This window comes from Pedobacter sp. GR22-10 (assembly GCF_026239715.1).
In the GTDB taxonomy this organism is placed as follows: Bacteria; Bacteroidota; Bacteroidia; order Sphingobacteriales; family Sphingobacteriaceae; genus Pedobacter.
Genome location: NZ_JAPIVR010000005.1, coordinates 171,941 through 191,200, shown reverse-complemented (window position 1 = coordinate 191,200; position 19,260 = coordinate 171,941). Strand labels below are relative to the sequence as shown.

The 19,260-nt window shown below is 37.0% G+C and carries 12 protein-coding genes; 3 read left to right on the top strand and 9 right to left on the bottom strand.

All coding sequences use genetic code 11. The features are described 5' to 3' along the window. Nucleotides 1–32 precede the first annotated feature (32 nt). Nucleotides 33–1,580 carry a cryptochrome/photolyase family protein gene (locus OQX64_RS19650; protein WP_265820045.1) on the top strand — a complete coding sequence of 516 codons (1,548 nt, stop codon included), beginning with the start codon at nucleotides 33–35 and terminating at the stop codon, nucleotides 1,578–1,580. A 272-nt stretch (nucleotides 1,581–1,852) separates the two neighbouring features. Then, complete coding sequence (locus OQX64_RS19645; protein ID WP_265820044.1) at nucleotides 1,853–2,734, top strand: alpha/beta hydrolase family protein; 882 nt, start codon at nucleotides 1,853–1,855, stop codon at nucleotides 2,732–2,734. Here OQX64_RS19645 and OQX64_RS19640 read toward each other — a convergent pair. Then, nucleotides 2,731–3,471 (bottom strand): hypothetical protein, encoded by a 741-nt coding sequence (locus tag OQX64_RS19640; RefSeq protein WP_265820043.1) that lies wholly within the window; start codon nucleotides 3,469–3,471, stop codon nucleotides 2,731–2,733. The genes OQX64_RS19645 and OQX64_RS19640 overlap by 4 nt on opposite strands. 357 nt (nucleotides 3,472–3,828) lie before the next feature. On the opposite strand from OQX64_RS19640, the gene OQX64_RS19635 reads away from it, so the two are divergent. Next, on the top strand, nucleotides 3,829–5,367 hold the full coding sequence (locus OQX64_RS19635; RefSeq protein WP_265820042.1) for a SulP family inorganic anion transporter: 1,539 nt from the start codon (nucleotides 3,829–3,831) through the stop codon (nucleotides 5,365–5,367). A 1,041-nt stretch (nucleotides 5,368–6,408) separates the two neighbouring features. Here the strand turns inward: OQX64_RS19635 and OQX64_RS19630 are convergent. From OQX64_RS19630 to OQX64_RS19595, 8 genes are all read right to left on the bottom strand, one after another. Beyond that, nucleotides 6,409–6,774 (bottom strand): ImmA/IrrE family metallo-endopeptidase, encoded by a 366-nt coding sequence (locus OQX64_RS19630; protein ID WP_322974984.1) that lies wholly within the window; start codon nucleotides 6,772–6,774, stop codon nucleotides 6,409–6,411. A gap of 392 nt (nucleotides 6,775–7,166) precedes the next feature. Then, the gene (locus tag OQX64_RS19625) at nucleotides 7,167–8,117 is read right to left on the bottom strand and encodes a hypothetical protein (RefSeq protein ID WP_265820041.1); all 951 of its coding nucleotides are present in this window, start codon (nucleotides 8,115–8,117) and stop codon (nucleotides 7,167–7,169) included. A 4-nt stretch (nucleotides 8,118–8,121) separates the two neighbouring features. Next, nucleotides 8,122–10,374 carry a peptidase domain-containing ABC transporter gene (locus OQX64_RS19620; protein ID WP_265820040.1) on the bottom strand — a complete coding sequence of 751 codons (2,253 nt, stop codon included), beginning with the start codon at nucleotides 10,372–10,374 and terminating at the stop codon, nucleotides 8,122–8,124. Further along, entirely contained in the window at nucleotides 10,374–11,480 is a 1,107-nt protein-coding gene (locus tag OQX64_RS19615; RefSeq protein ID WP_265820039.1) for a hypothetical protein, read from the bottom strand. The genes OQX64_RS19620 and OQX64_RS19615 overlap by 1 nt, the downstream gene beginning before the upstream one ends. A 12-nt stretch (nucleotides 11,481–11,492) precedes the next feature. Further along, nucleotides 11,493–12,683 (bottom strand): lanthionine synthetase LanC family protein, encoded by a 1,191-nt coding sequence (locus OQX64_RS19610; RefSeq protein ID WP_265820038.1) that lies wholly within the window; start codon nucleotides 12,681–12,683, stop codon nucleotides 11,493–11,495. 7 nt (nucleotides 12,684–12,690) lie between these two features. After that, nucleotides 12,691–15,912, bottom strand: a complete 3,222-nt coding sequence (locus OQX64_RS19605) for a lantibiotic dehydratase (protein ID WP_265820037.1) — start codon at nucleotides 15,910–15,912, stop codon at nucleotides 12,691–12,693. Nucleotides 15,913–15,930: 18 nt separating this feature from the next. Then, nucleotides 15,931–18,360: a TonB-dependent receptor gene (locus OQX64_RS19600; protein ID WP_265820036.1), complete on the bottom strand. Its 2,430-nt coding sequence runs from the start codon at nucleotides 18,358–18,360 to the stop codon at nucleotides 15,931–15,933. A 68-nt stretch (nucleotides 18,361–18,428) separates the two neighbouring features. After that, on the bottom strand, nucleotides 18,429–18,632 hold the full coding sequence (locus OQX64_RS19595; RefSeq protein WP_265820124.1) for a class I lanthipeptide: 204 nt from the start codon (nucleotides 18,630–18,632) through the stop codon (nucleotides 18,429–18,431). Nucleotides 18,633–19,260 lie beyond the last annotated feature (628 nt).

Below are 19,260 nucleotides of genomic sequence, written 5' to 3'. Positions count from 1 at the left end.
TGACTTAAGTGAGATCTTACATATTATGCATCATGAAGCAAAAATACCAGATACTCAGGCTTATCCTCGGCGATCAACTGAACCTGAAACACTCCTGGTTTTTAAATGCTGATCCGGCTATCCTCTATGTGATGATGGAAGTGAAAACTGAAACGGATTATGTATGGCACCACATTCAAAAAGCCTGTGCCTTTTTTGCAGCCATGGAAAATTTTGCTGAAACCATCAGCAACAAAGGATTTGAGACACTTTACCTTCACCTTGACCATCCGGATAACAGGCAAAATTTTTCTGATAACCTAAATGAACTGATAAAGAAGTATCAAATTGAGGAATTCCAGTATCAGCTTCCGGATGAATACAGGCTGGATCAGGAACTCAAAGGTTTTTGTAGTGGCCTCAATATTTCCTCCTGTAGTTTTGACAGTGAACACTTTTATACTACAAGAACAGAACTGGCTGATTTTTTTGCTGACCGTAAAGAAATCATAATGGAAAGCTTTTACCGGGCCATGCGGATAAAGCACCATGTTTTAATCCATCATGACCATGATCCTGAAGCCGGGAAATGGAATTTTGATGCAGAAAACCGGAAAAAGCTCCCCAAAAACCATAAACCCAATCCACCTTTGCTATTTGACAATGATGTACGTCAGCCATATGAGCGTTTACTGAAAGCAGGGGTCAAAACCATCGGCAAAATCGAACCGGAATATTTGCAATGGCCGGTAAACAGGAAACAATCGCTAAAACTTCTCCATTATTTCTGTGAAAACTGCCTGCCACTATTTGGTACTTTTCAGGACGCCATGCAAACGAATGAATGGGCACTTTATCATTCCCGCCTATCTTTCAGCATGAACACGAAATTAATCTCACCAGTAGAAGTAGTGAATGCGGCTTTGGCCACCTGGGAAAAAGATAAAAAATCAATCACACTGAACCAGATCGAGGGCTTCATCAGGCAAATTTTGGGCTGGCGCGAATACATGCGTGGCATTTACTGGATGAAAATGCCAGAATTTGAATCACTCAATTACTTTAATCATCAAACGAAGCTGCCAGCCTGGTACTGGACGGGCAAAACCCACATGAACTGCCTGAAACAGGCCATTTCCCAATCCTTTCATCATGCTTATGCCCATCATATTCAACGCCTGATGATTACAGGAAATTTTGCCTTGCTTGCCGGAATAAACCCTGATGAGGTAGATTTCTGGTATCTGGGTATTTACATTGATGCCATACAGTGGGTAGAAATTACCAATACCCGTGGCATGAGCCAGTATGCCGATGGTGGAATTACGGGCTCAAAGCCTTACACCGCGTCGGCAAACTACATCCATAAAATGAGCAATTACTGTGAAGGGTGCAAATATGACCGCAATGATAAGGTGGGAGACAATGCCTGCCCTTTCAATAGTTTGTACTGGGATTTTCATGATCGCCATAGGGATAAACTTCAGCATAACCACCGCCTTTCAATGGTGTATCGGCTTTGGGATAAAATGAATCCTGAACTCAAATCGGCAGTTTTAAAACGTGCAAATTACTGCTTAACAAATTTGGATAAATTATAACCCCTCTTAACAGCGGTTAAGGCATTCCTTCAGAAATTTAAAAATAAGATCAGATCAGATCGAAATACAGTTTTATTCGCAAAATGATCATCTAATCTATACTTAAAAAAGAGAAAGTCTGAATCTAACGGTAGAATTTTTAAAACAGCTCTGGCCTTGGTATTTGCAAAAAAACAGGTGACCGACACCCGGTCATCACTTTTTTAAATGGTTTCATCACATTTTAAGTTTCTGTAATCCTGACATGGTTACCTTGCTTCATATTTAAAATAATGATGAAAACATATCTGTTTCTTTTCTTTCTTTTTTTGAGTGCTAAAACGTTTGGGCAAAATACGATTGATGCTCATCATCAGTTTAAATTTACTATGCAGAACATGGAGGTTAAGCGTGATACCATCACTTTGGCAGGCACACTCCTCATCCCGGAAAAACCCTATGCCGCGGTAGTTCTGGTACATGGATCCGGACAAGAGAAAAGGATGATAAAGCTGGCATCTACCCTGGCAGAAAATGGTATAGCTGTATTTACTTATGATAAACGCGGAGTAGGAAAATCAGGTGGGGTTTACGAAGGGCCTGAGGTGGGAACAAATAACATTGATTCAGTTAACCTGAACAGGCTGGCAACAGATGCCAGTGAAGCCATCAATACCCTTCTGGCGCATCTTGCGGCTAAACCTATACCTGTAGGTTTAATGGGGTTTAGTCAGGCCGGATGGATTGTTCCGCTGGCAGCTGTAAAAAATCACCAGGTAAATTTTATGGTCCTATTTAGCGGACCAGTTGTTAATACTCTTCAACAGTTACGGTTTCAGTTTTATACCCAGGGAGATTCAAATTTCTGGGAAACGCATACTGAAAATGATGCGCGGAATCACATAAAGAACGACACTGACAGGTATTCATTTGCAGCAACAGACCCTAACCAGTCACTTGCAATGCTTAATATTCCTGGTCTTTGGATTTTCGGAGGAAAAGATATTCAGGCCCCCGTAGGTTTATCAATAGAAAACCTTCATACTTTTAAAGCTAAAGGAAAGGCTTATGAATATGCATTATACCCGGAATTAGGCCATAACACCGCCTTTTCAACATCAGAACAGCCCCTTAAGATGGCTATTTCCTGGATTAAACATCGGGTGAATCATTAATGCCCTGCCAGTGTCATTTCCATGATCCTGCTGCCTGCAGAAATGTTTTGTTTATAAATTTGCCGGGTAAGTTGATCAATCTGGTAAATACTTCGTCCGTTGGTGCTTCCGATTTCATCAGAAACTTCCACTACCCATATTTTCCTTTTACCCAGTTTTTTACTGTTAAATTCGCCTTCGCGTACATCCAGTATATTGGCCTTAAGCAAACCTGTTTTTCCATTTGGATTGTAATCGAAAATGGCAATCTCTGCTTTTAAATTCTTTTTTAAGGGTAACCAGTTGATCAGCATAGGATAAAAGTTACTGTCAAAATAGCCAGGATGTACGGATTCATTAATTTTAGTTGTTTCTCCCGTTGCCATATTTTTATAAAACCCCATCACCTCATCGCCAAAATGCAGTACCATTTCCCGCTGCGCATTATAAGAAGAATGGTAAATGGGTGAAAGATCTGAGCGGCGTACAAGCGTAGAATCTATCCACGGGGAAGCTGACGATTTCATTTTTACAATGGTTATGACCAGAATTTTATCTCCCTGAACTTCTACCTGCGTATCCACCGTTGCCAGTGGAATCCTGAGCGTATCTTTTACTGCGGACCAGATCATTTGGTAATTTTGATTCTTGATCCACTTTTTATCAACAATGTTCTTTTCAGGCTTAATCATTTGCTGACTCCACCCCAAAAACGGAATAGCCAGGCAAAACAATAATAAAAGATTTTTTTTTCTCATCACTTCAGGTATAATAGTTGGATGAAAATCAGCGCAACATGTTACAGCGCAAAATCCATTTGCTTACTTAAACTATGCTGTTTGAAAGATTAACAGCAGAAAACGGGATTAAGCATACCTGATTTAGCAAACCGGCTTGCCAGAATCATGCGGTATAAAGATCGACAGATTTAAATAAATATGCAGGGGTTTCTATAATTTTAATACTTTTGCAACAATCGAAATGAGAAAAATTCAACAAGTTTCATATCACCCTGTGACAAAGCCCTGAAACCTTTCAGTTATTTTTTTTAACCTTGGCTAATCTCTTGCCACGATAATCTCTATTTTATTTTTTTTGACATTAATTTTCACGGTATGTATTTACGTACACGTTTTTTTGACTTTTCACAAAAAGTCAACTACAAAACAGAAGTTTTGGCTGGTATCACTGTAGCAATGACCATGATACCCGAATCGCTTTCCTTTGCCATTTTGGCCGGTTTTCCACCACTGGTAGGTTTATATGCGGCATTTATAATGGGATTGGTAACCTCCATTCTGGGTGGCCGTCCGGGATTAATTTCCGGAGGTGCAGGCGCGGTAGTAGTAGTGCTGATTGCATTAATGCAGTCGCATGGAATTGAATATGTTTTTGCTGCTGTTGCCCTCGCTGGGATTGTCCAGATTATGATTGGCCTGTTTAAATTGGGAAAGTTTATCAGACTTGTTCCACAACCTGTGATGTATGGTTTTGTGAATGGCCTCGCTGTCATCATATTTATGGCACAACTGGAGCAATTCAAAACAATCATTAACGGGAAACAAACCTGGCTTTCGGGCAGCCCGTTAATAATTATGACTGGCCTTGTAGCCCTTACCATCGCCATCGTTGTATTTTTTCCGAAGATTACAAAAGCAGTTCCGCCATCGTTGGCAGCTATCGTTGTCGTTTTCTTTATCGTTTTAGGATTTGGCATCCACACTAAAACTGTGAGTGACATTGCTTCAGTGAGTGGCGGATTTCCACCTTTTCACATCCCTCATATACCATTAAATCTGGAAACCTTTCAGATTATCTTACCCTATGCTGTAATCATGGCAGGCGTTGGCCTTACCGAGGGCCTACTCACCCTTAACCTCGTAGATGAGATCACCGGTACAAGAGGTAACGGTAACCGTGAATCAATTGCACAGGGCATTGCCAATATCCTGAATGGATTTTTCTACGGCATGGGGGGCTGCCCAATGATTGCACAAACACTGGTAAACCTTTCCGCCGGCGCAAGGGCCCGTCTCTCAGGAATTGTGGCAGCACTTACTATTCTACTGATCATTCTATTTGGTGCACCCGTTATTGGCCTCGTTCCCATGGCTGCACTCACCGGAGTGATGATTATGGTTGCCATCGGAACCTTTGAATGGATGAGTTTAAGAATCATCAACAAGATGCCCAAACAAGACATTTTTGTTGGCATTACAGTAGCCGTAATTACGATATGGCTACACAACCTCGCACTCGCAGTACTTATTGGTGTCGTAATTTCTGCACTGGTATTTGCCTGGGAAAGTGCTAAAAGAATCAGGGCAAGAAAATACATTGATCATTATGGCATTAAGCATTATGAAATTTACGGCCCATTGTTTTTCGGATCGGTTACTGCATTTGCTGAAAAATTTGATGTAGTAAATGATCCTGCAGAAGTGATCATTGATTTTAAGGATAGCAGGGTGGCGGATATGTCTGCCATTGAAGCATTAAACAAACTTACTGAACGCTATCATAAGGAAGGCAAAAAACTGCATTTAAAACACCTTAGTAAAGACTGCCGTACCTTACTCGCCAACGCCGGTGATGTCATCGACATTAATATTTATGAAGATCCAAGTTATAGTGTTGCAGTTGATAAAAATTAATGCCCCCATTTTAGGCGGAGCTTTTTATTCAGGATCCGCCCCTAAAAAAATCTCAATTGATTGATGGTTCAGGTAAAATTATAATGGTTCTAATGCTTATCGTAATCTTTTTTATGATTGGCACTTATTATGAAAATAAAAAAACCCCATCCTATTAGCTAGAAATGGGGTTTTTATGTAATTTTCAGACTTGAAAATCTTTGCTCCCTCTGCTGGGCTCGAACCAGCGACCCTCTGATTAACAGTCAGATGCTCCTCATTCCTAATTACATCTTAATCAATCGATTACAAGCTAGCAAAGAAATTCCGTTAAATATTTGTTACGGTTTTTAATTACCTGTAAATTTAAGAATTTCTTTTTAGAATTGTAACATCTATTCTATCTGGATCTCGGACTCTTGATTAACATTCAAAAATTATTTTGTAAGATATTAGCTCCCTAAACTATTAAGAAGTGCGCCCTATGCAGGTACAAAAGCCTCGTACTACGCACTGTTATTTTCATCGCCGTCATGGGTTTTTACCACAGCTCTTATTTCTGGTTCGCCAACAAGATCTCCATCATCATTAACAAATTAAATTAAAACACGCTCCTGGTGATTAAACTGGTCTTTTGGCGCACCCTGAAAGGGAATAAGTGCTGGTACTTTTGATACTGATTCATCGGTTCTGATTTTAATATTTTTCATAATTACTTTTTATTTCTTTAACATCGTTTCAAATAAAATAGTCAAATTCCCCTCAAGTTCAACTTAACATCTTTCATTTGTTCTTTTAATAAAATGTTGTTTTTGCTATAACCTATTTCTCCCAATTAAACTAATTGTATAGTCGTAGGACTTAGAAAACAAGCAATACTCATAAAACCGATTGTCTTGTTCATCATCATTCATTCTCAACCAATCTGATTTACATATATCCTGTTTTTGATTCGTTGCCACTGTACACTTTTTTTGTAGTGTATAATTCGTAAGCAACAGATCCTGTCGGTGGAAGGAAATCCCTTTGAAACTTCAGAAAATATCTAAAGTCATATGATGGCTAGAACCATTTCATTTTATTTCCCTTACAAAATATGATGCATATTGGATGATTTCCTGCCTTCACGAACTTTAGAATGACAGCGGTTTTACTCACCTGAAATCGTTTTGCTAAATGGTCTATAAGATCAGGACCAAATACTTTTCTTTCACATTCCTTATAGAAAACGGTCGAAGGCATCAGGAATTCGGACGCAAACTCATTGGCTTCCACTTCATGGGGGCCTCCCTGAAACCAGCTAAGCAAATCATGATCAGTGTCCGAAATTATCGTATATAAATCCTTATGCATTTCGAAGTGCCCCAATTCGTGAGCGGAAACAAAGCGCTTCTTACTCTCATATTCCATTTGTGAATTTATAGTAATTATCGACTTCCCCTTTAATGTGATAATCTCACCTTCCTTTCTCGATAGCAGTTTTTCTTCGTAAAAGCACGCCTCCTTAAAATGATCTCCGAAATGGGGAGTTCGGTCGGGTCATCTAGTCCACAAGCATCAAGGACTTTTTGATCGGTCAGTTTGGCTTTAGTAAGCTTAAACGTCTTTGTTGTTGGATCCATCTTCCTCCATAAATTTGAGTGTATAGTGTTTAATTAAAGTAGTCTTGATGTCTTCTTTGGATAGCGTCGCAAAATTTCGGAAGTTCAGTGAAAGTTCTTCTTTTAGCATGAACTCTTTAATTGAAAAATTTCCCATTTACTTTACACTTGGTTCAAACTTATAAGGTTTGAAAAGAAAATAACGGCTAGCTTTCCTCTTCAAAATAATTTACCTAATAAACGTTGCGCGATATTTTCTTTCTTAACAATTATTTTTATACTTCCCATCATTTCTGCTTTGGGTTTGAGTTTAATTTGCCTTGAGGTAACAAGCCCATTTGTCATCAGTGCTGTACCCTCATAAAACCCATTGTTCTGAACAGTTGCAATTCTCTTAATTTCGGCATCTATATATCCAAACTCCTGGTCTGGATACTCGTTAAAAGTAATCATGGCCCTCTGACCGGAATGCAGCAAATACGATTTTATTGCAGGAACTTTTATATAGCAAGTAAGTTTGCTTATTTTTGGAATAATTAGAAATATTATTGCATTTCTTCTTCCGGTACCGGTTTTCCAAAGCTCATTCGATTCTAACTGCCCATCAGCATTAGATATAATCAAATGATCAGATTCCCATGATCTATATTTCTCGTGATAAGCTTCGATAATGGTTTGAAGGTTTTTATTAGAAAAATGGTCGCTGGTGTTCTGGGTTGAAATAATATGTCCCAGCTCCCTAGCAATCTCGACATAATATTGCTGGAATTCCCCAAGATGCAGGTTTTTTTTTCTAAAACAATTGAGTATTTGTTTTGGCTCTTTATTATTTAACAATAAGCTATCTAAAGACTTGATGTCTTGATACTTTTCGCCGTCCGTAAAGTATGCAATAGTGTCCCCTATTTTGATATCCGCTCCGTTTTCTACTAATGGACAAACACGAGAGTCTCTTATAGCGGAAATTCTTACGGTTGGACTTGTCCCTGTAACAATTGCCTGACCGCTAACAGTCGTAGGCAAAGTAATAAAACATGAGCCGACCAATAAAGAGATGACTAATATTAAAATCACAAGGCTTCCTATCTTAATCGGCCAGGATGGAGCCCTACCTATTAATTCCTGGATTTCACCGTCGCGGAGGTTTCTAAACTTGATATCTGTTGCCATATTTTTAACTACCTAATTCAAGCTGATTTTTTACAAGTTCAAAGTATTTGCCCTTACGAAAGGTTAGGGAATTATGATCACCAATTTCTACAACTTTTCCATTTTCCATAACAATAATTTGATCTGCGTGCTTAACCGTACTGAGCCTGTGCGCAATTACAACTACTGTCCTATCTTGTGAAAAGCGTTCTAAATTTTCTACTATAACCCGTTCATTGTTGGCGTCAAGCGTGCTTGTTGCCTCATCTAAAAATATAAACTTAGGCTCTTTATATATTGCTCTAGCAATTAAGATTCTTTGTTTCTGCCCCGAACTCAAACCATTGCCTGTATTTCCTATTTTTGTTGAGTAACCTAATGGAAGACCGGAAATAAAGCCATTAATATTTGCCATGGTTGCTGCCTGAATCAACTTATCCCAATCAAAATCATCCTGGACAGATATATTTTTTGCCATAGTATCCGAGAAAATATATCCATCAGACATAACAACACCGCAGTTTTTTCTCCACCAACGTGGGGAAATGCTTTCTAAAGAAGACGAACCTAAATGAATTGTTCCATTTATGGGCGAATAAAACTTAAGGAGTAGCTTCATGAGGGTTGTCTTACCACTACCGCTTGCCCCTACAATAGCAGTTACTTTTCCAAACGGAATAGTTATACTGATATCATCCAGGATGACTGGTGAACTTGGACCACCATATTGAAAGCTTATATTCTTCAAAACGATACCTTTTTCAGCGAACGGTTCGAATTTATCCTTGACCACATTTGCAGAGCAATTTTGCAGTTCAAGCTCATATTCAGGGGTCAACTGTTCTGGTTTCTCTTCATTTTCCATCATATGTATCTCGCTCAATCGTTCCAGACTTATCTTTGCATCTTGCGCACTTCTTACAAATGCGATGAGCTGTTCAATTGGTGAATTCATCTGTCCAATTATGTAGGAAACACTTAACATCATGCCTAATGTAATATTGCCATTGATAACTTCTTTTGCTGCAATAAATGTCGCAAGTATATTCTTAAGTTGCGTGAAGAAACCCGAACCAATAGTCTGATACTGAGCGAGGCTCAAACTTCTTATGCTAAGCTTAAAAAGTTTTGCTTGCACTCTTTCCCACCCCCACCGATAAGTCGTTTCACTATCATTAATCTTTATATCCTGCATCCCATTAATGATTTCTATTAAGCTATTTTGATTGTCGCTCATGCTTTGAAAACGAGCATAATTAATCTCTCTACGCCGCCGCATAAAGAATATAATCCAAACCATCGATGATAATGATCCAAGTATGAAGACAAACAAAATTGGTAGGCTATATATACCTAAAACAATAGAAAATACTATGAGATTGACTAGAGAAAAGAGTGTTGTTAATGATGTCCCCGTTAGAAATTCTTCTATTAAGCGATGATCTGAAACTCTCTGTGTAATGTCACCAACCATCTTAGTATCAAAAAAACGAATAGGCAATTTCATTAGTTTTATGAGAAAGTCGGATATTATGGAAATGTTAATTCTGGTGCTCATGTGTAAAAGCAACCAACCTCTTATCATTTCTATAGCCGTACTTCCAAAAAACAGACCAATTTGGCAGAAGAGAATTAAGTACACAAAGCTTAGATTTTGTTGGTTTATTCCATAGTCAACAAGGCTTTGTGTTAAAAATGGTGCAACAAGTGACAAAATGCTTCCGGCCAACATGCCGGCGAACAACTGGAGAATATATTTTTTGTATGGTTCCAAATACTGGAAGAGAAATGAAAACCCTTTAGTCTGAGATTTCTCTTCATCCGCGTTATAAAACAACTGTGTCGGCTCCAAGAGCAATGCTATACCAAAATTATCCTCTGTGCTAATCCATGAACGTAAAAAAACTTCACGCGATACCTTAATCAAACCGTGCCTAGGATCTGCAATTAAGATTTTAGCATTTGCTTTGTTAATATCAAAATCCTGAGGCGGTAACACCACAAAATGCTTCTGATTCCAATACAGGATGCAGGGTAAGGATGCGTCTTTGTCTAATTGCTCAAATGTCAGCTTGGCGCCAAGCGTTCTAAATCCTATTTTCGTTGCAGCCTCACTTATTCCTTTCAGAGAAACACCCTCTCGTGTGATATGAGAGCTTTGCCTTAATGTTTGAAGCGAAAAATGTTTTCCGTAAAATTTTGCAATCATCCGAAGGCAGGTCGGTCCGCAATCCATTTTATCCAACTGGATAAAGATGGGAAATCTTTTTCTCAGCATTAAATTGCACTTTTTAATTTTGTATCTTTATCTTCTGGATTCTGATTGCCTCGCTCAAAACTGCCAGTCACATTGTTCTTTGCCCCTATATCTTTAATTATGACATTACTCATAAGTAGCTTATTTTCGAAATAATCGTTAACCTTCTCAAGTAGCCTACTTTCAAAATGATAGTTTGAATTTTTAATAACCTCTATAAGATCATCGTAGAGCGCAACCTTAAGAATTTCGTATTTAAAGCTCATCGGGGTGTCAAAATAGTCAATTAGGTCGTTAATAAACTTTTCATGTTCTCCAAGTCGAAAAGTATGCTTAAGTTCCAACCAATTATAGATGAAAACTCTATCTATCGAATTTGCATCAATTTCCAAATTTGAGAAAATCATTGAAAAAAGGTCAAGACTGATCGCTTTTGGAAGTTTGGACAAGACGACCATCTGCGAAACAAACCCCCGAAAACATTCATATGCATAGCCTTCTCTCACGTAGGGAGTTTTGGCCCAGTAGGCATGTTGAACGAAAGTTTTTCCATGAAGACCATCAGTATCATTGTTAAAAAGGAATCTCAGTAATGAATTTGCCATGCGGGCACCCTCATCCCAATTCCCACTTTTAAAATAAATTCTGGATATGTTTCTATTTTGTTCTGCACATCTTAGCATTAGCGTGTGGATACCACATGTCATAAGATATTCATTTAAAGCAATGCACTCTAGTGTATAATCAATGGCTCTCTGAAACTCACCCAGTTTGTAAAAGTATAAGGCCTTAACTGATAAACCCCATTGCTTCGCATATAAGTAAAAATTACCATTCAGATTCTCTTCAACGCGTTTATCAAGGTCAAAGTAGGCTTGTAATGATGCGATTGATGGGTTGCGAGCTACCTCTGCTGCAATTTGCCCAAATTCCCGGGTTAGAATATAAACTTTTTCGGTTCCATCTCCATTATTATCGAATGGTTTTATTTCCTTATCTTGCAGTATTTCCGAAAGCTTGTTATAGTCATAGGTCATTGTTGACTTAGGATCTGATGGTGGGAATAGAGAAAACTTTTCCTCCAATAACGACAATGACTTCAAATTTACATTTGTAACTTTTTGCATATTATCTATGTTTTAAGCAATCATTAGTAGTTTGTCTATTCTAGGCATTTTAAGATCTTGTCCATTGATCATAGAAATTCCAATACCGGTAATACCCCAGCCAAAACAAATATTCCAAAGTGGTTTTGGATCGACTAACCGACTTTTGAAACCTGCATAGTTATTTTCATGAAAGGCATAGTGTGGTATTTGGCTATACCAGTATTTTTCGCTCTCACTAAATCGGGGATGGTTTGAAAGTTGATTTAATTTGCCAAAAGTTGCTGCAATACCTGATGCACCGTAAGTTATGCTTGCATCCAATGTCAATCCATCTAACCTATTCCTAATTGTGCAATCAATTAAAACTTCCATTGCAACGTTTTGCAGATAATCATCATTGAGCTCTTTTGCTGCTCTTAATAGAGCATAGCCTACCCCAAGATCCCCATAGCACATTGAGAATTGTGTAGACTCTATTTTATCGTTTAACTGAATCGGAAAAAGCCCTTTATCCTGTGTACGCTTATGTTTAATAACGAACGAAACCGACTTCCTGATCAGTTCATGACATAAATCGACTTGAATTCCACAAGCAGCGAGCCTAGAAAGAAATGCTATAATCATAGCAGACCCATGTGAAAGGCCGAAATATATTCTGTCATGCAATGAAGGTGCTTTCCAGAAATAGTCTCCCTCTTCATCTACAAGCGCTATTTTTTCAAGGTTATTAACCATGTACTCCAATGGCTCTCGACAAGAATTCGAGGAGATAATCCTAGAAAGAAAATATTCTCCAGAAGCTATTGCCCCACTATTAATATCTAGATCTCCTGCCTGAATTTTTGTTCTCATTAGCTGGAACATAATTTCATCAAAATTTGCCAGATAGGAGTTGACATTTAGGTCTATAAACCCATTTGAATTTGCAAATCCCACAAACCGACCAATATTGGAAAGATGATTATCAAGGGAATCTGTGCCGTATTCTTTTTCAAAAAGGTTAAGAGAAAAATTCGACAATGTACTTTCAACTAAATCATTAGCTATAACAAGGGAAGATTCATCTTGCTTATATTTTCCATAATAATAATAGAAAAGTGCAGTGCCTAATTTCCCTGTTTCATATGTTGCATTAGTAATGAAAGATTGATTGAGAGATATGCTTTTGGCAATGTTATCAATTAAAATGTCCGGATTGATTGGTTTAAATTGATTCGACATTTTTGAATTAATTGTGGAGTATTTGGGTATTCTGTTTATTTTCTCTAGCAATGAGCGATTTATAGTGTTTTAACATAAGGTGGTAGATAACGAGTTCATGGTTTCGCTGTTTGGTGAGAAATATCCTGTTCAGGCTCATGTGTATTAGACTTTTTAGCAATTCTGATAAGGTAATTGACTCGTAACCCAATTGATGCTTTATGCGGTCGACGATTAAACGATTTAATTCTGAACGCGAGGAAAATATTGTCTCGGTAAGCTGTTGTTCCGTATTAGCATTTAAAGTCTCGGTTACCAAATGCCTCATATCTCTAAACTTATCATTTAGATTCCGCTCTAATCTACTTTGCTGTATGGGATCTCTACCAGAGAACTCATTAAAAAAACTTGCATTTAATTGCTCAACAATGGAATGCCGTTCAGAAATTGTTAAAGCAAAATCTTTAAATAATACTTCTATACTAACTACTGCTGCTTTCCATCTTTCCTCCTCGATGTTTAAGTTTTTTGAGTAGCACTCTCGGATAAAGTTGCAAACAGCCAAACTATCATTAAAGAATAAACTTTCAACATTAGTTATTGTCGTGTTTCCATATCGCTCAATTTCTCTCACGTAGGTATCAATAGAAATACTTTTGATCTCACCAGTCGCAGTATATTGATGCAGTTTTTGCTGGAATTCCAATAATAAACTGCCTAACTTTAAATTTTGAGACGAACTATGTAGCCTCACGCGTAGATGACCTTCTGGATCATAATAGCGAATAAAAAACCATTTATCAATCAATTTTTCCTCTGTAGCTTTATTGCAAATTGGAAATATTATGTTCGTTAGGATTTTTTCTAAAGTTTTGTTACTTCCATAAATCCTTAAATAAAACCATTCACTGCCAGGAATAAAAGTTCTCTGCACTAGTTCAGTATTTGCAATAATTGAGTTGCTTAAAACACTTGAGAATTTTTCTCTTTGTCCTAACGGAATAATAATTTCATTAACAAAACTTCCTAGGCCACTTTTGGTCGGACAATTTTCGGGCATATGAACAACTTCATACAATAAAACATCGCCTAATTTAGTGTAATTGCATATGTGCTGAAGTCCAAAACTGTTTGAAAGGTCTATAAAAAGTTCATTATCTCCACCTAAAGAAAGATTAACGTATCTTGGAACATTCTGCTTAACAACCCATTCTTTTATGAATTCAGTTGTCTGCTCTTTTGTAAATCCCCGGGTCAAATTGCTTTTTATAATCCAGCGGGCCCTGCTAACTATTAATTTTTTATACTCTATCCGAGGAAGAAATGGTTCATTGGTATATTGCCCCCAAGGCCAATAAAAATTATTTTTAAAATTCTGCATTTCAACATCAGCAAGAAACCTATAAATTATCTGCCCTTTTTTAGAATTATAAGGAGTTGTGCATTGTGGCACTACCTGTTTCTGCAATTTCCTAGATCGAAGTATAACTCTGTTATTTCTGATAGAAACGTAAAGGTCATTAATATTGATAATATTTTCGGCGGTGGTATTAGATCGGCTTAAAAAAGGAATTTCATATTCTCTTAATGTTGGTCTTAGTACTAGATTTGCCATTGACCGTTCTGGCAGGTATGCCACTTCCGCCAGTATTACATCCGGATTTGCCTTTTGCTCATCATCAGCCATCCTTATGACATAATCGTTGATACGCTTGTCTCCAAATGCGAACCGCGTAAATAGCTTGCCAACCTTTGGTGAGTGTTTTTGTATTATGTTAAATTTAAACTCTCCTCGGTCTATAGACTCAGGTGAATCCGAAATAATTGACCCAAATATATAAGCGCTGGATCTGAAAGATGGTTCTTCAGGGTTTTCAAGTATTACCTCATCTAGTTCCGCATCAGTTAGTTTGATTACCTGGGTTTTATTTTGAAAAAAAAATTTAGCTTTTTGAGCAACAAGTTTGTTGAGTGGATGATAATCCTCTTTGCTATTAGTTGTCGTTGAGGAACTAAATACTATTCCATTTAGCAACGGCATTGCTTCGGTATTACCGTTCACAATCAATCCATATCCGACACCTATATTAGGGTCTAAAGCCTCGGTAAGGGGGACCTCGCGCCCTTCATATCTCAGAGAGAACTTCTTTTTAAATTCGTCCAGATTTTTGGAGACAGCATTTTGACAGGTTTTTTGAAGAATGTATGATGTTTCAGCAATTTCTTCAATAACAGAATTTTTAAGATTCAATGTTTGAGAATCGAGAAATAAATCTGTTTGGAAAGCTTCGGTATTTCTGGAAATTAAATCACTCAGAGTTTTTTTGGCTCCTGATAGTTCCAATATTGTAGGACTGTCTTTAGAAAATGTATGAGCCACCTCCTCCAGTGGAATCATAATATCGGCTGACAGGCCAAGCCCTTTTAAACGGGTTAACATCTCATTCACATACCCCGGATGAGTCACTTTTGGCAGGAACTCACTTACCAAAACTTGTTCTTTTAGAAGATCCTCAATAAAAAAATCTATTTGTTCAACAGTGGCGCCACTAGGCGTTAAACATGAAACGATATCTTGATAGCTGGCTCCATTTTGGGATATTTTAATTATGTTTTCAGTAAATGCCGTTTTTTTTATTGCGCTGAGTGCATAACCAACAGAGGATTTGTTTGACTTTGCCTCTGTATAAATATACTTTTCACCTGCTTCATATAGAGATGTATTGGTATAGAAAATCATTTTTTTTCTTATATCTTGAAATTTCCATATTCCACTTACAAAATCGTTTATGAAATCCATGCTAAACCGGTTAATTTGCCTTGGAATTGCATCAGTGAAATCCATTATCGTGCTTTTTTCGGAGATAGTGGAATAACTACACGCTGCAAACAAGCCATAAGGAGTACTTCGCGTACACATTCTTGAATAATATTTATGTAGAGTCAACATAAGCTTATCCGTTTTTTTCTTGTCTAGTTCTTTCCCCTCCAACCAGCTTAACATAAGCCCATAAACCTCTTCTGAGGCAAAAAAAAGTGCCTTAACGAATTCTCTGTTAGAAAAATGTTCTTTTAACATCTCCCTTGCTATAGTCTGATCCTCCATCTTTTCATACATGGATAAATCGTTATTCAACTTAATAGCACGTTCTATAGGAAAAGTTGGGGTTCTTACAATACAAAAGTCATAAAGGAAGTGCCCGCTAGGGTTTTTATCTAATTGTTTTGAAGGGTTCAATATATTTTTCATTAGAGGTCATTTTTGTTTTTAATTAGCTCTTCTTGATTCATCATTGTTTACCTCTTTTATTTGCCTATTAGTTTTTGCAACTTTACCGAAACTATAATTTAATGAAAAGCGTAGAGATTGACTGTCGAAGTAATTATTATAACTAGTTTGAATATTGTTTGTCACAGAACTGAATCGCACTTTAGATGTCTTCAGAATATCAACAGCATTGACAGCGAGCGCTAGATTTTTTTTGTTAAGTAAAACCTTAATACCAGCATCTAAAGAATAGTACGCTTCGAATTTTGAAATTCCAGATACCATAGGAAACGTATAACTAAAGTCTGCATTAGCTGTAATTGTTCGTGCCTTATTCAATTTGAAAGTATTGTTTGAAGATAAATCACCGCCGAAACCGCTCTGACCTGACGCATAATCAATATTCGATTTTGTAGAAATATAATTGATAGATGCAGAATTGTAGCTTTCAAGCCACTTCAAATCACTAAAGATATAATTCTGGCTAATACCATAGTTTCTTTGGGAATAGTAATTAAGCCTTGTTAATTTGGATATTTTGGTGGAATTATCATTAATCACAATCTGATCAAAAATATTATTGAGCAAATAGACATTTGCTTTTGTTATTAGTTTGTTTTTATGATTAAATGTAAGCTGAAAGATGTTGTTAAACGATGGCCTCAAAAATGGATTACCCTCATAATAAAAATAAGGGCTTACAAATTGTTTAAATGGGTTTAGATACCAATAACTTGGCCTATTGATACGCTTGCCGTATGATAGAACAAATGAGTTATTTTGATCTTTCTGGTACATCAAATATGCTGTTGGGAAGATTTTAAGATAGTTGACCTTTGTAGTTTGTTGAGCGGTAATTGATTCACCAGTAGTCAAGGTATTCTCTGCTCTAAGGCCTAGCTGAAGACTGAATCGCCCAAGTTCCTTTGAACCACTGATATAGAGAGCTTGTATATTTTCGCTGTAATTAAAGGCATTATTGAGTAAAGTGTTTTCGAATGTGATTGTATTTACATTATAATAATAGTTTGATGAGGCCGCTGTTTTGATAAAAGACAATTTTCCACCAAAATTAAAATCCATAATTTTATTCGGAAAGGATATATCAGATTGTATGGTATAAGTATTTACATTTTGTGGAGCGTAGCTGGAAGTATTGCTAACGTTTGATATTATTCCATCTACAAGAGATTCATTGACAGATTGTTGGGCCGTTGTACTGTTAAATGTAAAATAAGCGCCATCTATAGAGAATTTTTTGCCCAATGTATCCAAGAGATATTCATAATGAAGATTGATGTTATTACTATTCGAGGTTTTTGATAAACCATTTCGAGCATTGATAACAGAATCAATCAAGTTTGGATTCGAAGCAGGAAATATGTTTGTGGTAGATTCCTCTTCTGCCGGAATAGATCTAGCCCCATAAGAATAAATTAGTCCAATGGCCTGCCTTTTAGTAATTCGGTAGTCCAACGACAATCTGCCAAGGAAACTTTCGCTGGTGTTTTTTGACTCTCTGCGCTGATCCCAGGTTTGAGAAGGATAAAATATACTTGGACGGGTACTCTCTTGAAAAACGTTATTACTAATGTTGAAGCTTGAATTTACACTTAGTTTTCCGGAGTTTACATTTAATAGTAAGCCCGAATTGCCAGATAAGTAGGTTGCTTTAGATAGAGCGCCAGAAAAACTACCATTGAAACCATGCTGTCTCTTTTTCTTCGTTACAATGTTAATTAGACCAAAATTCCCTGCAGCATCATATTTAGCAGGTGGATTCGTAATTACTTCGATTTTGGAAACCTCATTAGAAGACATAGATCGTAAATAATTCGCCAAATCATCACCAGACATCTGTATCAGTCGATCATCAATCATTACGTTTACCTGTCCTTTTCCAACTAGTGATACGCCATTTGATTGATTTACTCGAACGCCTGGAATTTTAGACAGGGCTTCCAATACAGTAGAGCCCGTCATTGAAACACTATTTTCAACATTAAATACTAACCGGTCTGTTTTCTGCTCTAAAATTGGTCGGTTACCTTCAACCGTAACATCCTTTAATGAAACGGCCATAGGTATAAGTACAATGGCTGATAGAGTAGTATCCTTAGTTGAAAGCTTTAACTCTAACTTTCCATCTTCGAACATTTGGTGACTCACGCGTATTCTGTAACTCCCCGTATCCTTAACAGAAAAGTTAAATTTTCCTTTATCTGATGATAATGTTTGTGTTATCTTTTCTGCAGACCGAGCATTAATGATATAAATTGTTGCATCTGCTATTGGCTGATTCCTACCATCGGAAACACTCCCCAAAATATTATGTTGTGCTCTTACAGTAGAGCTTGAAAGGAAAAAAATAAAAAAAAATGCCTCGGCTATAAAAATCTTTAAAATGAAATGTCTTTTCCAGTTGATCATAAATATTGGTTTGATGGATATAAATAGAACAAACAGAATCGGAATTAACCGATCCTGTTTGTCTCAAACTATGCTACCGCAGTACAAGTGCTAGAACCCGTGCCGCATCCGGTCGAAGTAGCATCATTCTCCTTACCACAGGTACTACCACCTGATCCACAGCCTGTAGATGTTGCATCATAATCCACTCCACCACCAAGGATGTCATTTAATTGTTTTTCGTCAAGTCTGGCAATTGTTTCTTTGTCCAACGCCAATGGGCTTAATTCCATTTTTTTCATGGTTCTTATATTTTTTTGATGTTTATCTCTACTCTTTTGGGGATTTTCGAGTTACTCCCATCGTCGCGCAACAATATCTATGATGTCTTTATAATGTCATTGATTCTATTTAGTCCAACAAACATTTCTAACTGTTCATTTTGGCTTTTTAATTCCCCTTTGCCATCAACCAAAACCATTACTTCATCATTACCATTAAGTTGTAACTATTATTTTAAAAACAACGGATAAGGAAGTATAGGTTTCATAACCTATTAGACTTGTAAATATTTTAAATTTACCGTTTAATATATCCTATAGACATTTTCCTTCAGTATCAGATAAGCCAGCTCGGTGTGTCTCACCTCGCATATTAATTAAGGAAATTTTAGCAAATGCAACTGGCCTATCGTATTCTTTACTAATTAGTTTAAGGTTTAAACGTAGGCTTTGTTGTCCATAAACTGTCAATCCACTAAAATAGATTAAACCAGCTAGCAGCAAACTTTTTAAGCACCTTTGCAATATGTTTCTTTATAAGCCAAATGAAATCATTAATAACTGAATAAATATTTGATTAACTTAAAATGGGTAACATGATTCTTTTTAAAAAACTTTAACACTTTGCAATTTCATACAT

Coding starts and splice junctions, on each gene's coding strand:
- OQX64_RS19640 (WP_265820043.1), bottom strand. CDS start 3,471: ATGAGAAAAAAAAATCTTTTATTATTGTTTTGCCTGGCTATTCCGTTT.
- OQX64_RS19635 (WP_265820042.1), top strand. CDS start 3,829: ATGTATTTACGTACACGTTTTTTTGACTTTTCACAAAAAGTCAACTAC.
- OQX64_RS19620 (WP_265820040.1), bottom strand. CDS start 10,374: ATGCTGAGAAAAAGATTTCCCATCTTTATCCAGTTGGATAAAATGGAT.
- OQX64_RS19625 (WP_265820041.1), bottom strand. CDS start 8,117: ATGGCAACAGATATCAAGTTTAGAAACCTCCGCGACGGTGAAATCCAG.
- OQX64_RS19610 (WP_265820038.1), bottom strand. CDS start 12,683: ATGTCGAATCAATTTAAACCAATCAATCCGGACATTTTAATTGATAAC.
- OQX64_RS19605 (WP_265820037.1), bottom strand. CDS start 15,912: ATGAAAAATATATTGAACCCTTCAAAACAATTAGATAAAAACCCTAGC.
- OQX64_RS19595 (WP_265820124.1), bottom strand. CDS start 18,632: ATGGAATTAAGCCCATTGGCGTTGGACAAAGAAACAATTGCCAGACTT.
- OQX64_RS19645 (WP_265820044.1), top strand. CDS start 1,853: ATGATGAAAACATATCTGTTTCTTTTCTTTCTTTTTTTGAGTGCTAAA.
- OQX64_RS19650 (WP_265820045.1), top strand. CDS start 33: ATGAAGCAAAAATACCAGATACTCAGGCTTATCCTCGGCGATCAACTG.
- OQX64_RS19600 (WP_265820036.1), bottom strand. CDS start 18,360: ATGATCAACTGGAAAAGACATTTCATTTTAAAGATTTTTATAGCCGAG.
- OQX64_RS19615 (WP_265820039.1), bottom strand. CDS start 11,480: ATGCAAAAAGTTACAAATGTAAATTTGAAGTCATTGTCGTTATTGGAG.